General features: G+C 40.7%; 17 protein-coding genes. 4 read left to right on the forward strand and 13 right to left on the reverse strand.

Going from position 1 to position 16,409, the window contains the following annotated elements; all coding sequences use genetic code 11:
* The first annotated feature begins 3 nt into the window (after window positions 1–3).
* On the forward strand, window positions 4–1,143 hold the full coding sequence (locus DH10bf12_RS13815; RefSeq protein ID WP_471735845.1) for a glycosyltransferase family 2 protein: 1,140 nt from the start codon (window positions 4–6) through the stop codon (window positions 1,141–1,143).
* A gap of 63 nt (window positions 1,144–1,206) precedes the next feature.
* The gene (gene namA, locus DH10bf12_RS13820) at window positions 1,207–2,229 is read left to right on the forward strand and encodes an NADPH dehydrogenase NamA (protein WP_471735846.1); all 1,023 of its coding nucleotides are present in this window, start codon (window positions 1,207–1,209) and stop codon (window positions 2,227–2,229) included.
* A 39-nt stretch (window positions 2,230–2,268) separates the two neighbouring features.
* Here the strand turns inward: namA and rnz are convergent, their stop codons facing one another.
* On the reverse strand, window positions 2,269–3,180 hold the full coding sequence (gene rnz / locus DH10bf12_RS13825) for a ribonuclease Z (protein WP_471735847.1): 912 nt from the start codon (window positions 3,178–3,180) through the stop codon (window positions 2,269–2,271).
* A gap of 183 nt (window positions 3,181–3,363) precedes the next feature.
* Here rnz and zwf point away from each other — a divergent pair, with 183 nt between their 5' ends.
* A complete protein-coding gene (gene zwf, locus DH10bf12_RS13830) occupies window positions 3,364–4,857 on the forward strand; it encodes a glucose-6-phosphate dehydrogenase (protein WP_471735848.1) in 1,494 nt (497 codons plus the stop codon).
* Between the two features lie 351 nt (window positions 4,858–5,208).
* Here the strand turns inward: zwf and DH10bf12_RS13835 are convergent, their stop codons facing one another.
* From DH10bf12_RS13835 to mce, 7 genes are all read right to left on the reverse strand, one after another.
* Complete coding sequence (locus DH10bf12_RS13835; RefSeq protein WP_471735849.1) at window positions 5,209–5,556, reverse strand: DoxX family protein; 348 nt, start codon at window positions 5,554–5,556, stop codon at window positions 5,209–5,211.
* Window positions 5,557–5,612: 56 nt separating this feature from the next.
* Window positions 5,613–7,025, reverse strand: coding sequence for an NADP-dependent phosphogluconate dehydrogenase (gene gndA / locus DH10bf12_RS13840; RefSeq protein ID WP_471735850.1), 1,413 nt, complete (start codon window positions 7,023–7,025; stop codon window positions 5,613–5,615).
* 84 nt (window positions 7,026–7,109) lie between these two features.
* Entirely contained in the window at window positions 7,110–8,336 is a 1,227-nt protein-coding gene (locus DH10bf12_RS13845) for a DNA polymerase IV (RefSeq protein WP_471735851.1), read from the reverse strand.
* A gap of 93 nt (window positions 8,337–8,429) precedes the next feature.
* Window positions 8,430–8,909 carry a chemotaxis protein CheW gene (locus DH10bf12_RS13850; RefSeq protein ID WP_471735852.1) on the reverse strand — a complete coding sequence of 160 codons (480 nt, stop codon included), beginning with the start codon at window positions 8,907–8,909 and terminating at the stop codon, window positions 8,430–8,432.
* A 125-nt stretch (window positions 8,910–9,034) separates the two neighbouring features.
* On the reverse strand, window positions 9,035–10,156 hold the full coding sequence (locus tag DH10bf12_RS13855) for a M20/M25/M40 family metallo-hydrolase (protein ID WP_471735853.1): 1,122 nt from the start codon (window positions 10,154–10,156) through the stop codon (window positions 9,035–9,037).
* Window positions 10,157–10,210: 54 nt separating this feature from the next.
* Window positions 10,211–11,761, reverse strand: a complete 1,551-nt coding sequence (locus DH10bf12_RS13860; protein WP_471735854.1) for an acyl-CoA carboxylase subunit beta — start codon at window positions 11,759–11,761, stop codon at window positions 10,211–10,213.
* Window positions 11,754–12,176: a methylmalonyl-CoA epimerase gene (gene mce / locus DH10bf12_RS13865; RefSeq protein ID WP_471735855.1), complete on the reverse strand. Its 423-nt coding sequence runs from the start codon at window positions 12,174–12,176 to the stop codon at window positions 11,754–11,756. The genes DH10bf12_RS13860 and mce overlap by 8 nt, the downstream gene beginning before the upstream one ends.
* Window positions 12,177–12,302: 126 nt before the next feature.
* Between mce and prli42 the strand changes: the two genes are divergently transcribed.
* Window positions 12,303–12,401 carry a stressosome-associated protein Prli42 gene (gene prli42, locus DH10bf12_RS13870; protein ID WP_152614722.1) on the forward strand — a complete coding sequence of 33 codons (99 nt, stop codon included), beginning with the start codon at window positions 12,303–12,305 and terminating at the stop codon, window positions 12,399–12,401.
* Between the two features lie 51 nt (window positions 12,402–12,452).
* Here prli42 and DH10bf12_RS13875 read toward each other — a convergent pair whose 3' ends face one another.
* The 5 genes from DH10bf12_RS13875 to DH10bf12_RS13895 form a co-directional block, all read right to left on the reverse strand.
* Window positions 12,453–13,427 (reverse strand): aromatic acid exporter family protein, encoded by a 975-nt coding sequence (locus DH10bf12_RS13875; RefSeq protein ID WP_471735856.1) that lies wholly within the window; start codon window positions 13,425–13,427, stop codon window positions 12,453–12,455.
* A gap of 86 nt (window positions 13,428–13,513) precedes the next feature.
* On the reverse strand, window positions 13,514–14,236 hold the full coding sequence (locus DH10bf12_RS13880) for an amino acid ABC transporter ATP-binding protein (protein ID WP_471735857.1): 723 nt from the start codon (window positions 14,234–14,236) through the stop codon (window positions 13,514–13,516).
* On the reverse strand, window positions 14,229–14,882 hold the full coding sequence (locus DH10bf12_RS13885; protein ID WP_471735858.1) for an amino acid ABC transporter permease: 654 nt from the start codon (window positions 14,880–14,882) through the stop codon (window positions 14,229–14,231). Before DH10bf12_RS13885 ends, DH10bf12_RS13880 begins: the two co-directional genes overlap by 8 nt.
* Before the next feature lie 83 nt (window positions 14,883–14,965).
* Window positions 14,966–15,748: a transporter substrate-binding domain-containing protein gene (locus DH10bf12_RS13890; protein ID WP_471735859.1), complete on the reverse strand. Its 783-nt coding sequence runs from the start codon at window positions 15,746–15,748 to the stop codon at window positions 14,966–14,968.
* A gap of 193 nt (window positions 15,749–15,941) precedes the next feature.
* Entirely contained in the window at window positions 15,942–16,379 is a 438-nt protein-coding gene (locus DH10bf12_RS13895) for a BrxA/BrxB family bacilliredoxin (RefSeq protein WP_404403678.1), read from the reverse strand.
* Window positions 16,380–16,409: the final 30 nt, after the last annotated feature.

Raw genomic sequence — 16,409 nt, forward strand, 5'->3', positions numbered from 1 at the left:
ATGATGCTCTTTATACTGCTAACCTTTACGGCTCTCTTCTGGATGATCGTTGCAATTGACACGTATCGAGGTCTCTCTTTACTGCATGCCCTTGAAAAGGAAGCGCCCGTCAGACAGGTCGGTAAAATCAGTATCATTGTCCCTGCAAGAAACGAGGAAAATCATATTGTAAAAAGTATCAGCTCACAGCTTAACCAGACATACCGTCAAGTCGAATGGATACTGATTAATGACCGGTCAACCGATCAGACAGGTGAGCAGATGGAAAAGCTTGCTGAAAAGGATCAGAGAGTTCGTGTCATTCATATCACTAAACTGCCTCAGGGGTGGCTCGGAAAAAATTATGCACTCTATAGAGGCGCCAAAGCAGCTTCTGGAAACGTCTATTTATTCACTGATGCTGATGTGATCTATGAGCCAGACCTTTTGGCAAAAGCAGCAGGTTATATGAAGCGAATGAAAATTGATCACCTGACTGTCTCCCCTGACCTTCAGTCAAAAAGCTTTTTATTAAAAGGGTTTGTCTCGTTTTTTTTATTTGGGTTTTCTTATTATAAACGACCATGGTCTGCTAACCGTGACCGCTCTAAAAGCGGGATGGGAATTGGGGCATTTAATATGATCACTAAAACCGCCTATCAAAAAATCGGGGGTCATGAAGCCATCAGACTTCGCCCGGATGATGACCTGCAGTTAGGGATGCAGGTAAAAAAATACGGCTTGCGTCAGAGAATGGCGACTGCAAAATCCATGCTGAAGGTGGAGTGGTATCCAAGTATAAAAGAGGCTTTGAAAGGGCTTGAGAAAAACGCTTTTGCAGGACTCCATTACAGTTATTTGTTTACAATCACTGCAATGACAGGTGTATTTGTTTCTCAAGTACTTCCCTTTATTGCGATATTCAGTTCTGATCCAAATACTTCAGCAATGGCCTGGGTATCAATCGGGGCCATTATGGCTGTATATATCCCGATTACAAGAAGGCTTACAACTTATTCTTCTTTTCACGCCTTATTATTTCCCATATCAGCTCTTTTGTTTATCACTGCAGTTTTAAGAGCTGCTGTACTGACGATGATACGTGGCGGAGTAAAGTGGCGCGGAACTATTTATCCTATAAAAGAATTGAAAAAAAAGAGCTGAAAATTCAGCTCTTTTTATTGTGGTGTTATACTGAAATGGAATGTAAATACAGGAGGTTATCATATGAGTACAGCATTATTTTCACCTTATACCGTAAAAAACGTGACGCTAAAAAACCGAATTGTCATGGCACCGATGTGCATGTATTCCTGCTACAGTCAGGATGGTATTGTGACGAATTTTCATAAAGTACATTATGCTTCAAGGGCAGCCGGACAAACCGGTCTGATCATGCTTGAAGCTACAGCTGTTACACCTCAGGGAAGAATTTCGAACGAAGACCTTGGGATCTGGAGCGATGAACATATTTCAGGATTAAAAGAATTATCAGATCTGATCAGAGAAAATGGTGCGAAATCAGCGATTCAGCTGGCACACGCAGGCAGGAAATCAATGACTGACGATTCTATCATTGCCCCTTCAGCTATTGCATTTAATGACAAAATGAAACAGCCTGATGAAATGACTCAAGAACAGATACTTGAAACCATTCATGCCTTTAAAGAAGCTGCAAGAAGATCCAGGGAAGCAGGCTTTGATATTATCGAGCTTCACGGAGCTCACGGATATTTAATCAATGAATTCCTATCACCGCTTTCTAATCACCGCACAGATGATTACGGGGGAACAGACAAAAACCGGTACAGATTCTTAAGCGAGATCATTGATGCAGTGGGTGAAGTATGGGATGGCCCAATATTCGTGAGAGTATCTGCAAGTGACTGGCACGAAGAAGGATTAACGCCGGAAGATTATGCTACATATGCAACATGGATGAAAAACCAGGGTGTGGATCTAATAGATGTCAGCTCAGGAGCTGTGGTACCGGCTGCAATACATGCTTATCCGGGCTATCAGGTTCCGATGGCTGAGACGATTAAACATAAAGGAAACATTGATACCGGGGCTGTCGGATTAATTACAAACGGTTTACAGGCTGAAGAAATCCTGCAGAATAAGCGTGCAGATCTGATTTTTATTGCGCGTGAGCTGTTAAGAGACCCTTACTGGGCAAGAAGTGCTGCACTAGAGTTACAGACGTCTATTGAATCGCTCGAGCAATATAAGCGCGGCTGGGTATTTTAATCAGCAGCACACTGATGTACTTTCATCAGTGTGCTGTTTTTAAATGTCTTCTTCAAGCAGATCATGGGCCATAAAACTATTGGGCATGATTTCCCTGGCCTGATTCAGGAGTTCCTTTTCTTTCCCTTCCGCATATCTGGCACTGATATGTGTCAGCCAGAGTTTCTTTACACCGGCAGCCACTGCAACTTCTGCAGCCTGGACTGCTGTTGAGTGAAAATAGTCATAAGCCATTTCTTCATTTTCAGAACCGAACGTCGCTTCATGGATGAATATATCTGCCTCTTTTGCAAGTTCTACTGTAGCATCACATTTCCTTGTATCCCCTGCTACTGCAATGACTTTTCCTTTTGAAGGCGCTTCAATAAAGTCATTACCATCGATCACTTGTCCTTCCCATTCAATGATCTCACCTTTTTTCAGTTTTTTATAAACAGGACCCGGACGAATTCCCATCTGCTGAAGTTTCTCTGAATTCAGTCTGCCTGGTCTGTCTTTCTCCTGAATTCTGTATCCGTATGAGGGAATAACATGTTCAAGCTTCTTGACTGATATGATAAAATCCTCTTCATCAAAAACCGCACCGTCATAAATTTCTATGATCTTCAGGTCATATTTTAAATGAGTTCTGCTTATTTTCAATGAAGTATTGATATATTCTTTAATACCTTCCGGGCCATAAACCGTGAGCGGTTCCGTCCCCCCCTGGAAAGAACGGCTTCCAAGAAACCCCGGCAGACCAAAAATATGATCCCCGTGTAAATGGGTCACAAAGATTTTTTTTACTCTTCTCGGTTTAATTGTTGTATGAAGAATTTGATGCTGGGTTGCTTCCCCGCAGTCAAACAGCCAGATATCACCGTGCTTATTGATCTGTTTTAAAGCAAATGCAGAAACATTCCGTTCTTTACCGGGCACACCTGCTCCGGTACCTAGAAAATGCATGCGCATAATATTCCTCCTTGTATGTAACAGGTAAAAAAGTAAAAGCTTATCTGTTGCAGGCTTAAAAATCGAACCGCCTGTATGTTCAAGTACTGCGTAAAGGTTGCATCTCTTACAAACCCGCTATACAATTTAGATATTGTATTTCCGGCTAATGGCCGAATTGAATAGTAAAGTGAGGTCCTGAAAGTGAAACAGACATCTACACCACCAACATTAATTATGATTTTTGGCGCAACCGGAGACCTTGCTAAACGCAAATTGTACCCTTCATTATATCAGCTTTATCTGAAAGGGAGTTTAGAAAAACAATTTGCTGTGCTTGGTATCGGGCGACGTGAATGGTCTAATGAGCAATTTATACAGCACATTCGCGATTCGTTAACGCAGGCTTCTAGTAACCATGACCATATAGAGTCATTTATTGAGCACTGCGTATATGAATCACATGATGTGGAAGACTCCTCATCATACATAAAACTGAAGAATAAAGCCAATGAATTAGATGAAAAGTTTGATTTGAATGGAAACAGAATCTTTTACCTGGCAATGGCACCCGAATTTTTCGGCACCATTACAGACCACTTAAAATCAGATGGATTGACTGATAACGACGGGTTCTGCAGGCTGGTTATCGAAAAACCATTCGGACATAATCTGCCATCAGCTAATGCACTAAATGATCAAATCAGACAATCATTCCCTGAAGAATCCATCTACCGGATTGATCATTACCTTGGTAAAGAGATGGTACAAAACATTGAAGTCATCCGATTTGCCAACGCTTTATTTGAACCGCTCTGGAACAGCCGATTTATCTCTAATATCCAGATTACCTCATCTGAAGTGCTCGGTGTTGAAGAACGCGGCAGATACTATGAGAAAAGTGGCGCATTAAGAGACATGGTTCAAAACCATATGCTCCAGATGGTTGCGCTGCTTGCAATGGAGCCGCCAATCAGCCTGAGTACAGATGAGATCAGAAGTGAAAAAGTCCGTGTGTTGCGTGCGCTCCGCCCGGTAGAAGGTGAAGAAGTAGACGATTATTTCGTCAGAGGCCAGTATGGACCTGATCACAATGGTGAACAAAAAGGCTATCGTGAAAATGCAAATGTGGATACTGCGTCAAATACTGAAACATATGTTGCCGGAAAAGTCATGATCGACAACTTCCGCTGGGCAGGTGTACCTTTTTATATCCGTACAGGAAAAAGTATGGCTGTAAAGTCTACAAAAATCGTTGTTCAATTTAAAGATATTCCAATGAATCTTTATTACAATAAAGAACATTCCCTGGATCCAAACCTGCTTGTCATTCATATTCAGCCTGATGAAGGCATTACACTGCATCTGAATGCGAAGAAAACTGCTCAGGGTATAGATACAGACAGCGTAAAGCTAAGCTATTCAGCAAGCAGTATTGACGGTATTAATACGCCTGAAGCATACGAAAAGCTTCTTCTGGACTGTATCCTTGGTGATGCAACTAACTTCACTCACTGGGATGAAGTCAGACATTCCTGGAGCTTTGTAGATAAAATCTCTGATCACTGGGAAAAAACAAAAGATAAAACGTTCCCTAACTACTTTGCAGGTTCAATGGGACCTGAAAGAAGCGACTCACTTCTTGAAAAAGATGGCTTTCAGTGGTGGCCGATTGGAGAGCTTGATGTAGAAGAATAAATCATGATGATTCCCGTCCGGATGGTTATTTGGGCGGGAGTTTTTTTGTGGGATTTATTTTTGAAGCTGTGAAAGAAAAATGTAGCTTGAGTTGAATTACTTCATTTCACGAGATTATTAATCAATCTGAATTTTATTACATCAATATTGGGTTCAATTCGATCAAATCTGGAATTATTTACTTCGTAGTGATATAGAGAGTCATATTTAATTCATTTTGCGGGATATTTACTTCAGCAGATTTAATATTCCATTCACTTATAACATCGATTCCTTCATACACCCTTCCCGCATCCCCCAAAAAACTGCCGGCTCTTTCACATAAAAAAAAGTAAGACGGATCACACCGTCTTACTTTTTTGATATATTCCATGCCCACTTGATCAGCGGGATTTGAAACAGTACCCTTCCCCATAGTGCAGCTGGCATCCTTTTACCCGCTATCTTGAAGTTTTTCTGAGCCATATAAATATTAGCAGGCCATACTGCCACTAAAAACAGAGCGAGTCCTTTTCCTGCAAACTTAGCTCCCTTATTAAAAACTAGCATAGCTCCAAGGACAACTTCAATGACGCCGGTAATGTAAACGATTGCTTTCTTAAAAGGAAAAATGGGAGGAACGATCTTTCTGAAATTCCTCTCTTTAAAGAAATGCATCATTCCTGCATATAAAACAATTGCACCATAAACTCTTCTCATATCAAGCTCTCCATTCAGGAATACCCGCCTCTCAGGTGATGAGAGGCGGGTAGAGATTAGTCTTCCATCCACTCAGTATGGAATGTGCCTTCTTTATCAACACGTTCATACGTATGAGCTCCGAAGTAGTCACGCTGCGCCTGAATCAGGTTAGCTGGAAGGACTGCTGTACGGTAGCTGTCATAGTATGACAGTGCTGTAGAGAATCCTGGTACCGGGATACCATTTTTAACAGCCAGTGCGATCACATCACGGAGTGCACTCTGATAATTCTCAACGATATCTTTAAAATAATCATCAAGCATCAGATTTGTCAGCTGAGGGTCTCTGTCATAGGCTTCTTTAATCTTTTGAAGGAACTGCGCACGGATAATACATCCCCCGCGGAAAATCATCGCAATTTCGCCAAACTTCAGATCCCAGTTATACTCATCAGAAGCGGCTCTCATCTGTGCAAAGCCCTGAGCGTATGATGCAATTTTAGACATATACAGTGCACGTCTGATTGCTTCCACCCATTCTTTTTTATCTTCTTCAGGTAATTTTGGTTCCGGTCCATTTAAGATTCCGCTTGCTTTGACACGCTCATCTTTAAGTGAAGAGATAAATCTTGCAAATACAGACTCTGTAATGATCGGAAGCGGCGTTCCAAGGTCCAGTGCGCTCTGGCTTGTCCATTTACCAGTCCCTTTTTGTCCTGCTTTATCAAGGATGACATCGACCATCGGCTGTCCTGTTTCTTCATCATACTTTTTAAAGATATCAGCTGTAATTTCGATCAGGTAGCTGTCAAGCTCTCCCTTATTCCACTCAGAGAATACTTCATGCAGTGCTTCTGCATCCAGTCCCAACACCTGTTTCATCAGGAAGTAAGACTCTGCAATCAGCTGCATATCCGCATATTCAATCCCATTATGCACCATTTTCACATAATGTCCCGCACCATCAGGACCGATATAAGTACTGCATGCTTCTCCATTTACTTTTGCAGAGATTTCGTTAAAAATCGGTGCTACAAGGTCATACGCTTCCTTTTGACCGCCAGGCATGATTGAAGGACCTGTTAGTGCACCTTCTTCTCCGCCAGATACACCTGTGCCGATAAAATGTACGCCATACTCGCTTAATTCTTTGTTACGGCGGATTGTATCACGATAGAATGTGTTTCCTCCGTCTATCAGAATATCACCTTTATCAAGCAGTGGCAGCAACCCTGAAATGGTTGCATCAGTTGCTGGGCCGGCTTTCACCATCAGCATGATTTTTCTTGGTGTTTCTAAAGAATCCACGAACTCTTCAAGACTATATGTACCGTGGATCTGCTTCCCTTCAGACTCTTTTAACATATCATCAACTTTTTCAGAAGATCGGTTATACACAGCAACTGAAAAGCCTCTGCTTTCAATATTCCACGCAAGGTTTTTACCCATTACCGCTAAACCAACAACGCCAAACTGGTGTTTTGACATAATCAACTTCCTTTCTTTAATTCGTTCTCCCTTTGATCCTAAACTATTGTATCATTAAACGCGAAAAAATCTAATCAAGACCTTTTAATCATGGTCGTCCAAAAAATCTTTACTAAAACTGGTTTCACTATTCTGATGATTCTTTGAGCTTTTCAGTCCACGGGTCAGGATGCCTTTCCCGTGCTTTTCTTCAAGCTCTCTCATCACCTTTTCTACAGGCTCGTATTTCACATCATCCTCGTAGGAAAACAGGTTAATCTGCTTATAAGCATGACTTTTATCAGCAAGATCCTGAACAGTAACACCAAGAAGCCTCACCGGGGTGCCATTCCAATGTTTAAGAAATAGCGATCTAGCATGTTCTGCTATATGCCCCTGTTCATATAAAGGATGACTGAGTGTCAGACTGCGTGTAATCGTATTTCTGTTTTTAAAACGGATCATTACCTGAAGACCATACCCAAGCATCTGTTTTGATCTCAATCGCTCACTGACTTTTATCGAAAGCTGATCTATTATTTTCAGCAATTCCTTTTGATTCGTTAAGTCTTTCGGTAAGGTTGTAGAGTTTCCTACACTTTTAAAATCGTATACGCTTTCCGGATCTACTTTTCTCTGATCTTCACCGCAAGCTCTGTTTTTCAGCTTTATACCATTGATGCCTAAAAGTGATTTCAAATGAATCTCTTCGGTTTTTGCCAGATCCCCGATTGTGGTGATAGACAAGGATGCAAGCTTTTCCGCTGTTTTCTCTCCAACGCCGTGCATATCCCTGATCGGAAGTGGCCATAGCTTCTGCGGTATTTCTCTTTTACGAAGCACTGTAATGCCCATCGGCTTTTTCATATCTGAAGCCATTTTGGAAAGAAATTTGTTCGGTGATACCCCTATACTGCATGGGAGGTCCAGCTCTCTAAGGATACGGTCCTGTATTTCTTTTATCAGTTCAACCGGGTTACTCTCGAGATCAGTTATATCCATATATCCTTCATCAATCGATACAGGCTCCACAAGTTCTGTGTAGCTTCTCAAAATATCAAACATTGCTTTTGAAGCTTGACGATATTTTGTAAAATCCGGCCTTAATACAGTTAATTCAGGACATAGTTTCAATGCTTCATGGACCTGCATGGTCGTTTTTACACCCTTACTGCGGGCTTCATAGCTGCATGTAACTACGATCCCTCTCCGTTCTTCCGGGTTTCCGGCAATGGCAATCGGTTTTCCCTTTAGTTCGGGCTGATGAGCAGCTTCCACAGAAGCATAAAAACTGTTCATATCAATATGAAGAATGATTTTGCCTTTACTCATCAACTCAGTCCTTTCATTAGCTCTCTTCCGATTTTACATGAAAAAAGTGCAAAAAAAAATGTTCCTATATAAGGAACATGAAGACTGTACATGTTATACCGGCTCTGACGTTTTCAACTGGATCATATACTCTCTGATTTCTTTCATACCCTCGAGGTTTTTTGTCAGTGTTTCAGGATCAATGATCGTAATTAAACGGTTTTCAAGCTGTGCAACACCTGTAAAATATTCAGTATGTTTGTATGCTGCAAGACCAATTTCTTTAAGCTGTTCAGAAGGGATATCGATAATTTCTTTTGCTTCCTTTACCCTGATTGCGATGGAAAGCTGCTCTGTTTGTACTACAAGCATTTTAGCGTCTGCTGAAGTGAATGGCTGATGATATAAGATCTGCTCAAAGTCAAGCACCGGAACAAGTTCTCCTCTGACTTCTGTAATACCAGGCATAAATGCAGGTAAATGCGGAACAGCGGTTACCTTCTCTTGTTTCTCAATCGACACGATTGTTTGTATTGATATAGCGTACTCTTCGTTACCACAGGAAAAAACTACGGCTTTGAATTCTTCAGACATAACCTTTTACCCCCTTTATCAATTGATACTAATGTACCATACCCTAATAACTTGTTCCAGCACGCTTTAGTTTACATAATAAAATTATAATAACTTATAATAAGAAGCGGGATAAACCCGCTCTTTTATTTATTACTTTCAATGACAATCTGAGTCAGTAGTTCACTCAATTTCACCAGTTCATCCACCGGCATACGTTCATTGGTAGTGTGGATTTCTTCGTATCCTACAGCAAGATTTACAGTCGGCACACCCATTCCGGCGATTACATTGGCATCACTGCCCCCACCGCTCGTCAGTAATTCTGATGTTCTGCCAATTGCCTGTGCAGCTCGTCTAGCAAGCTGTACTACATGATCATTTTGATTAAACTTAAATCCTGGATACATGATCTGAATATCAACTTCCGCTCTGCCGCCCATTTCATTTGCAGCATCTTCAAAAGCTTTTTTCATTGCGGCTGCCTGTTTTTCCATTTTTTCAGGTACCAGTGATCTTGCTTCAGCCAGAACATCTACCCGGTCACAGACAATATTTGTTGCACTTCCACCTTCAAAGCGGCCGATGTTTGCAGTTGTTTCTTCATCAAGACGGCCAAGCTCCATATTGGCAATCGCTTTTGATGCGATCGTGATTGCAGATACACCTTTTTCAGGTGCCACACCTGCATGAGCTGTTCTACCGTGTATAACGGCTTTAATTTTTGCCTGTGTTGGTGCTGCAACAATAATATTTCCTACCTGTCCATCGCTGTCTACTGCATACCCGTACTTCGCTTTTACATATGATGAATCAAGTGCTTTAGCCCCTACAAGACCTGATTCCTCTCCTGCTGTAATGATAAACTGGATATCACCGTGCTGAATGTTCTGCTCTTTCAGCTGATGAATCATTTCAATCATTGCTGCAATTCCTGCTTTATCATCTGCACCAAGGATTGTAGTACCGTCAGAATAAATGTAACCATCCTCTTTAATAACCGGATTGATTCCTTTACCTGGTGTCACCGTATCCATGTGAGAAGTGAAATATATCGTATCCGCCGACTGATCTCCACCTTTTAATGTGATAATCAGGTTATTCGCACCATGTCCTGTTTCCTTCATGCTGTCATCTTCCTGAATATCACAGCCGAGTTCTTTAAAAATATTTTTTAGTACTTCAGAGATCTCTGCTTCATATTTCGTTTCTGAATCCACTTTTACCAACTCAAGAAATTGATTTACAACACGTTCTTTATTCATCATAAAACCTCCACTATTACATGCTAAGTGTTTAGTATATCGAAGAATGGCGCTTAATTACAGCGGTATGTTACCGTGCTTCTTCTTCGGGCGGTCCTCATGCTTATTTCTCATCATCTCAAGCCCCTGGATCAGCTTGATTCTTGTTTCTCTTGGATCAATAACATCATCAACCATTCCTCTTGATGCTGCTACAAAAGGATTGGCGAACTTTTCGCGGTATTCTTCAATTTTTTGTGCACGCATGGCTTCAGGGTCATCACTATTTGCAATTTCTTTTGCAAAGATGATATTTGCTGCTCCCTGAGGACCCATTACTGCAATCTCAGCATTCGGCCATGCAAACACCAGATCAGCTCCGATCGATTTACTATTAAGCGCAACGTATGCTCCGCCATATGCTTTGCGCAGAATCACAGTCATTTTCGGTACAGTTGCTTCAGAATATGCATATAAAATTTTAGCGCCGTGTCTGATGATTCCACCATGCTCCTGTTTAATACCCGGGAAAAACCCTGTAACATCTTCAAATGTAATAATCGGGATATTGAATGAATCACAAAAACGGATAAACCTTGAAGCTTTATCACTTGAATCAATATCAAGTCCGCCTGCCATTACTTTAGGCTGATTGCACACCAGACCGACCGTTTCCCCTTTAATTCTTGCAAAGCCGACTACAATATTACGTGCGAATTCTTTTTGAACCTCCATAAAGGAATCTTTATCCACAACGTGATCAAGCACAATACGCACATCATATGGACGAAGCGGATCAAATGGAATGGCGTCAGCAAGGTCAGGCCTGTCATCAGATTCACTGGAGATATCTCCTGCCGGAGGCTGCTCTTCATTGGACTGGGGTAAATAACTGAGCAGCTGTCTGACCTGTTCAAGCGTTTCCTGCTCAGTTTCAGCACGAAAATGAGCATTCCCGCTGATCGCATTATGTATTTTTGATCCACCTAGATCTTCTGATGATATTTTCTCACCTGTCACCGTTTCAATTACTTTTGGACCTGTGATAAACATTTGGCTCGTTTTATCTACCATGAAGACAAAGTCAGTGATTGCCGGCGAGTAAACAGCTCCACCTGCACACGGTCCCATGATCACTGAAATCTGCGGCATGACACCTGAGTAAATTGAATTACGGTAAAAGATCTGACCATAACCATCTAATGATACGACGCCTTCCTGAATACGCGCACCGCCGGAATCATTCAATCCGATAAACGGTGCCCTGTTTTTTGCCGCAAGGTCCATGACATTTGCAATTTTTGCTGCATGCATTTCTCCTAGTGCGCCGCCAAAAACAGTAAAATCCTGTGAAAACAGATAAATCGGACGACCATTCACTTTCCCATAGCCAGTTACAACTCCGTCTCCAGGTCCTTTTTGAGATTCCATTCCAAAATCGCCACATCTGTGTTCAATAAATGGATTTAATTCCACAAATGATCCTTCATCAACCAGTAAATCAATTCTTTCACGGGCAGTCAGCTTTCCTTTTTCATGCTGCTTCTCAATTCGCTCATCCCCGCCCCCAAGCTCTATTTCTCTTCTTCTGTCATATAACTCATTAATTTTTTCAAACATATCACTCATGATGATCGCCTCCGTCATAAGAATGGTCACATAGCTCATATAATACTCCGTGTGCCTGCTTAGGATGTAAGAAAGCAACCTGGGCACCACCAGCACCGGATTTTGAGGTTTCTGAAGTAAATATCAGGCCCTTTGTTTTTAATTCTTCCATTCTTTTATCTATGTTTTCTACGCCAAACGCGACATGATGGATCCCTTCGCCTTTTTTCTCAATAAATTTAGCAATTGGAGATTCAGGGTTTAACGGCTCAAGCAATTCAATTTTAATATTACCTGCATCTAAAAATGCTACTTTGACTCCTTGTGATTCAACTATTTCCTGCTTTATTAAAGTAAGCGCTAACATTTCAGTGTAAAATGGAAGTGTCTTCTCAATTGATTTAACTGCAACGCCAATATGATCTGTTTTTTTCATATAAATCCTCCTTTCAAACAACTACTTTTCTATTGTACCGATATCAGCTGAAGTTGACCACTACTTGCGTCAGGTTAGGGTTCGGTGTACAATTAAACCACTATGCTGTAAAAGGAGCGAATCATTTTGCGCAACCGCAAATTCAGAACTTTTATTGTTTACCTGATGATTTTTGCAATGCTTGCATCAACGCTTGCAATCGGATTATCAATGGTTGTTTTTTAAATTTGAATATTTGAATTAAAAGCAGTCCCTCACTAGCTGAGGGACTGCTTTTTAAGTTACTGCCTGCCGTTTTGATGAAGGGATTCCTCTGAATGACTGCTTGATTTGAAGGTATTCCTCCATTTCCCGGATGAATTGAAATAAGGCAGCTCTCGTTTCAAACTCTTCTCTTTCTTTAGGCATTGGCATATTTTCAATAATGAGTTTCATGTCGTACAGCTTTTTCAGATACAAAACAGCTGTGTTTCCTGGGTGAATATGTGTACTTAAATCCTCTACAAACTCAGCAATCATTTCTCTTTGCTCAACTTCTGAATTTAGGCTTCTAAGCAGCGGAAGCATTCTTTTAATCAGGACAAATTGTTTTTCACGCATTGTAAAATATAAATAATAGATATTTTCATTTCGAAGGAAATGATTTTCTACATCCTGAAAGGCAATGGTTTTTCCTTCTTTTATCAAGCTTTCTGTATCGTTTAAAAGATCTTCATTCCCTTCTGTATGGGTGTCTCTGAGATAAGATGACATATGCTCAAAAATTTCTTTGAACTGTTCTTCAAGCTGATTTTGCATCTGTGCCATTTTGCTTTCCACACTCGGCATGTACAAATTCATGATCAGTGCGGTTATCACACCAATTGTCAGCAGCATTAATTCGTTCCCGATTAAAGATAATGTAATGCTGTTGCTTGTGTAAAGATGAAGAATAATAACACTGCTTGTCACAATTCCTTCTTTTATCTTCAGGGCAACTGCTGTCGGAATAAAGAATAAAATTAAAAGTCCAATCATGACAGGGTGAAAAGCAACCCCTTCAAAGAATAGGTAAGAAAATACCATGGCAACAAGACAAGCCAAAACCCTGCTCCATGAAGCTTTTACTGATTTTCTTTTTGTATTTTGAATACATAAAATTGTAATAATACCTGCTGATGCAAAGTTTTCGAGACCAAGCATACTGGCAATCCCAATCGCTGCTGCGGTTCCTGCAGCAGTTTTAATCGTGCGATACCCTATACGGAACATTGATTTTTCCTTTCTCTATCAAAATGAATGTTGGTATGTAATAAACCCAAAGTAAATAGATACTTTGGGTGAAATGATATAGGGTATTATAACACTTTTTGAAGAAAGTTTTGGGCTCTTTCGGTCGCAGGTGCGTTGAAAAATTCCTTCGGATCAGCCTGTTCCACAAGCATTCCTTCATCCATAAAAATGACACGGTCTGCTACTTCACGTGCAAATCCCATTTCATGTGTCACAATCATCATTGTCATTCCTGTAACTGCAAGTGATTTCATTACATCAAGCACTTCTTTGACCATTTCCGGATCAAGTGCTGAAGTCGGTTCATCAAACAGCATGACTTTTGGCTCCATAGCGAGCGCTCTTGCAATGGCAACCCGCTGTTTTTGACCGCCTGAAAGTCTGTTTGGGTATTCATTTGCCTTATCAGACAGACCCACTTTTGCAAGTAGTTCCTGACCCAGCTTTTCTGCTTCAGTCTTGTTAACGCCTTTAACTTTTAAAGGAGCGTATGTGACATTTTCAAGAACAGTCATATGTGGGAATAGATGAAAATGCTGAAACACCATGCCAACTTCTGATCTCAGCTTTTGCGGATTAAATTTCTTACTCGTCACTTCATCCTGACCGATGACTATTTTACCCGCAGTCGGCTCTTCAAGCAGGTTCAGACACCTAAGAAAGGTGGACTTCCCAGATCCTGAGGGTCCGATGACGACAACAACTTCACCTTCTTTTATTTCTGCATCTATATTTTTTAACACTTCTAGATCACCAAACGATTTAAATAATCCTTCAACTTTAATCACTTCTTCTCATTCTCCCTTCAACCCATTTACCGGCAAACGTCAGAACAAGTACCATTAAGTAATAAATGAGCCCGGCAAATAACAGCGGCTCGAGGAACGAAAACTTGTCACTTCCAACGATATAAGCTCTTCTCATAATATCAGTTACACCAATGACTGTCACAATTGCTGATTCTTTTGTCAGGGTGATGAATTCATTCATTAGTGCAGGAAGAATATTTTTCATCGCCTGCGGTAAAATGACATCTTTCATCATTTTATTATAGGGGACACCGAGTGCCATCGCAGCTTCACGTTGTCCTTTATCCACCGCCTGAATCCCTGCACGGATAATTTCAGAAATGTAGGCAGCTGAGTTTAGACCAAATGCCAAAATAGCAGCAGTATATGCTTCGATTTGAACGCCAAACAGCTGGGGTGATGCATAATAAATAATCATCAGCTGTAATACGAGAGGTGTTCCTCTGAATATTGAGGTATAGCCATCTGCAAACCATCTTAGAAAAGGAACTCTTCCGATTTTAAATAATGATAGTATAATTCCTATTGCAAAACCAAGTAACCCCGCAATCAGCACAATCTGAAGTGTAACCCAGATTCCCTGAAGGATATATGGCATTGAAGGAATGATTTGTTCAAAATTCATTTCTATTCCTCCTGAATAACATTTAATAAAAACAATGAAAAACAAAAGAGTGCTTTTTTTGAGCAGCACTCTTTCTGATCAGTTTATTCAGATGCTTCCCCACCGAACCATTTTTCAGCAAGTTTCTCTAGTTCACCTGACTCTTCCAGTTCAGCCAGTACTTCATTGAACTGGTCTGTCCATTCACTTTCAAGCGGCAATGCGATTGCAGAACCTGCTTCCTGTTCTTCTACTTCAATTGTTTCCCCTGTAAGCTCTTCGCTGTTATTCAGATACCCTTCAGCGACTGTATTTTCTACAATGATTGCATCGAAGCGTTCATTAATGACATCCTGCATTAATTCCGGGATACGGTTTCTTGATTCCACTGTAATATCCATTTCCTCAGCTAATCCATCCGCGTATTCCTGCTGGATTGATCCAAGCTGTACGCCTACTGTTTTTCCGTCAAGATCTTCAGGCGTTGAGATATTACTGCCATCAAGTGAAATAATCATATCCTGTGCAACATAATAAATATCCGTAAATTCCACGTTCTCTTTTCTTTCCTCTGTCGGAGTCATTGCAGCAAGTACAAAATCAACCTGCTCATTTTGCAGTGCAGTAATCAGGCCGCTGAATTCCATATCCTGAATCGTAAATTCAAATCCAAGTTCGTCAGCAATCAGATTTGCAAGATCAACGTCATACCCGATAATTTCATCGCCGTTTGCAGTATCAACATATTCAAAAGGTCTATAATCAGCCGAAGTTCCCATGACCAGCTGAGGTGTATCCTCAGAAGCCCCTGACTGTTCTTCTTCAGCGCCGCATGCTGATAATAGTAGAGCGCCTGTTAATGTTGAAATAAATAGTGTTTTTTTCATTGTAATTCCTCCATAAATGAATTTTAATACATACTTTTGTATATTTATTATGTTTTTATTCTATCAATATTTTATTAACATGCAATACTTTTTTCTAAAATGAATAAATATAAAATAATTCAGATTTTTCAAATAATGTTTTAGTTCATAAAAAAGAGCCTGAGACATGTGTCTCAGACTCTGTAAATCACGATTAAACTTCTTTACAATGTACTTCAAATAGACTTTGAAGATTTGCAATGACAGACATTGGATCGTGGCCTTCTATTTCGTGTCTTTCCACCATTGAAATGATTTTCCCATCTTTAAGAAGTGCAAATGATGGCGATGAAGGTGGATAACCTTCGAAATAACTTCTGGCTTTTGCTGTTGCATCTTTATCCTGACCTGCAAAAACCGTTACTAGGCGGTCAGGACGCTTATCATAATGGATCGCATGAGCTGCTGCCGGACGTGCAATACCGCCTGCACAGCCGCAAACCGAATTAACCATCACAAGAGTCGTACCTTCTTTTTCAAGTGTTTCTTCCACTGCCTCAGGTGTAGTCAGCTGCTCATATCCTGCAGTTTCAATTTCTTCTCTAGCCTGACGGACAACGTCATTCATAAAAATATTAAAATCCATGCTCATATTCCGACTCTCCTTTAAAGGTGATTACAA

It is taken from the genome of Jeotgalibacillus sp. 10bf12, from assembly GCF_055597105.1.

Coding starts and splice junctions, on each gene's coding strand:
- namA (WP_471735846.1), top strand. CDS start 1,207: ATGAGTACAGCATTATTTTCACCTTATACCGTAAAAAACGTGACGCTA.
- DH10bf12_RS13860 (WP_471735854.1), bottom strand. CDS start 11,761: ATGAGTGATATGTTTGAAAAAATTAATGAGTTATATGACAGAAGAAGA.
- gndA (WP_471735850.1), bottom strand. CDS start 7,025: ATGTCAAAACACCAGTTTGGCGTTGTTGGTTTAGCGGTAATGGGTAAA.
- DH10bf12_RS13850 (WP_471735852.1), bottom strand. CDS start 8,909: ATGTCTGAAGAATTCAAAGCCGTAGTTTTTTCCTGTGGTAACGAAGAG.
- DH10bf12_RS13885 (WP_471735858.1), bottom strand. CDS start 14,882: ATGAATTTTGAACAAATCATTCCTTCAATGCCATATATCCTTCAGGGA.
- DH10bf12_RS13895 (WP_404403678.1), bottom strand. CDS start 16,379: ATGAGCATGGATTTTAATATTTTTATGAATGACGTTGTCCGTCAGGCT.
- DH10bf12_RS13855 (WP_471735853.1), bottom strand. CDS start 10,156: ATGATGAATAAAGAACGTGTTGTAAATCAATTTCTTGAGTTGGTAAAA.
- DH10bf12_RS13875 (WP_471735856.1), bottom strand. CDS start 13,427: ATGTTCCGTATAGGGTATCGCACGATTAAAACTGCTGCAGGAACCGCA.
- mce (WP_471735855.1), bottom strand. CDS start 12,176: ATGAAAAAAACAGATCATATTGGCGTTGCAGTTAAATCAATTGAGAAG.
- rnz (WP_471735847.1), bottom strand. CDS start 3,180: ATGCGCATGCATTTTCTAGGTACCGGAGCAGGTGTGCCCGGTAAAGAA.
- DH10bf12_RS13835 (WP_471735849.1), bottom strand. CDS start 5,556: ATGAGAAGAGTTTATGGTGCAATTGTTTTATATGCAGGAATGATGCAT.
- DH10bf12_RS13845 (WP_471735851.1), bottom strand. CDS start 8,336: ATGAGTAAAGGCAAAATCATTCTTCATATTGATATGAACAGTTTTTAT.
- DH10bf12_RS13815 (WP_471735845.1), top strand. CDS start 4: ATGCTCTTTATACTGCTAACCTTTACGGCTCTCTTCTGGATGATCGTT.
- DH10bf12_RS13890 (WP_471735859.1), bottom strand. CDS start 15,748: ATGAAAAAAACACTATTTATTTCAACATTAACAGGCGCTCTACTATTA.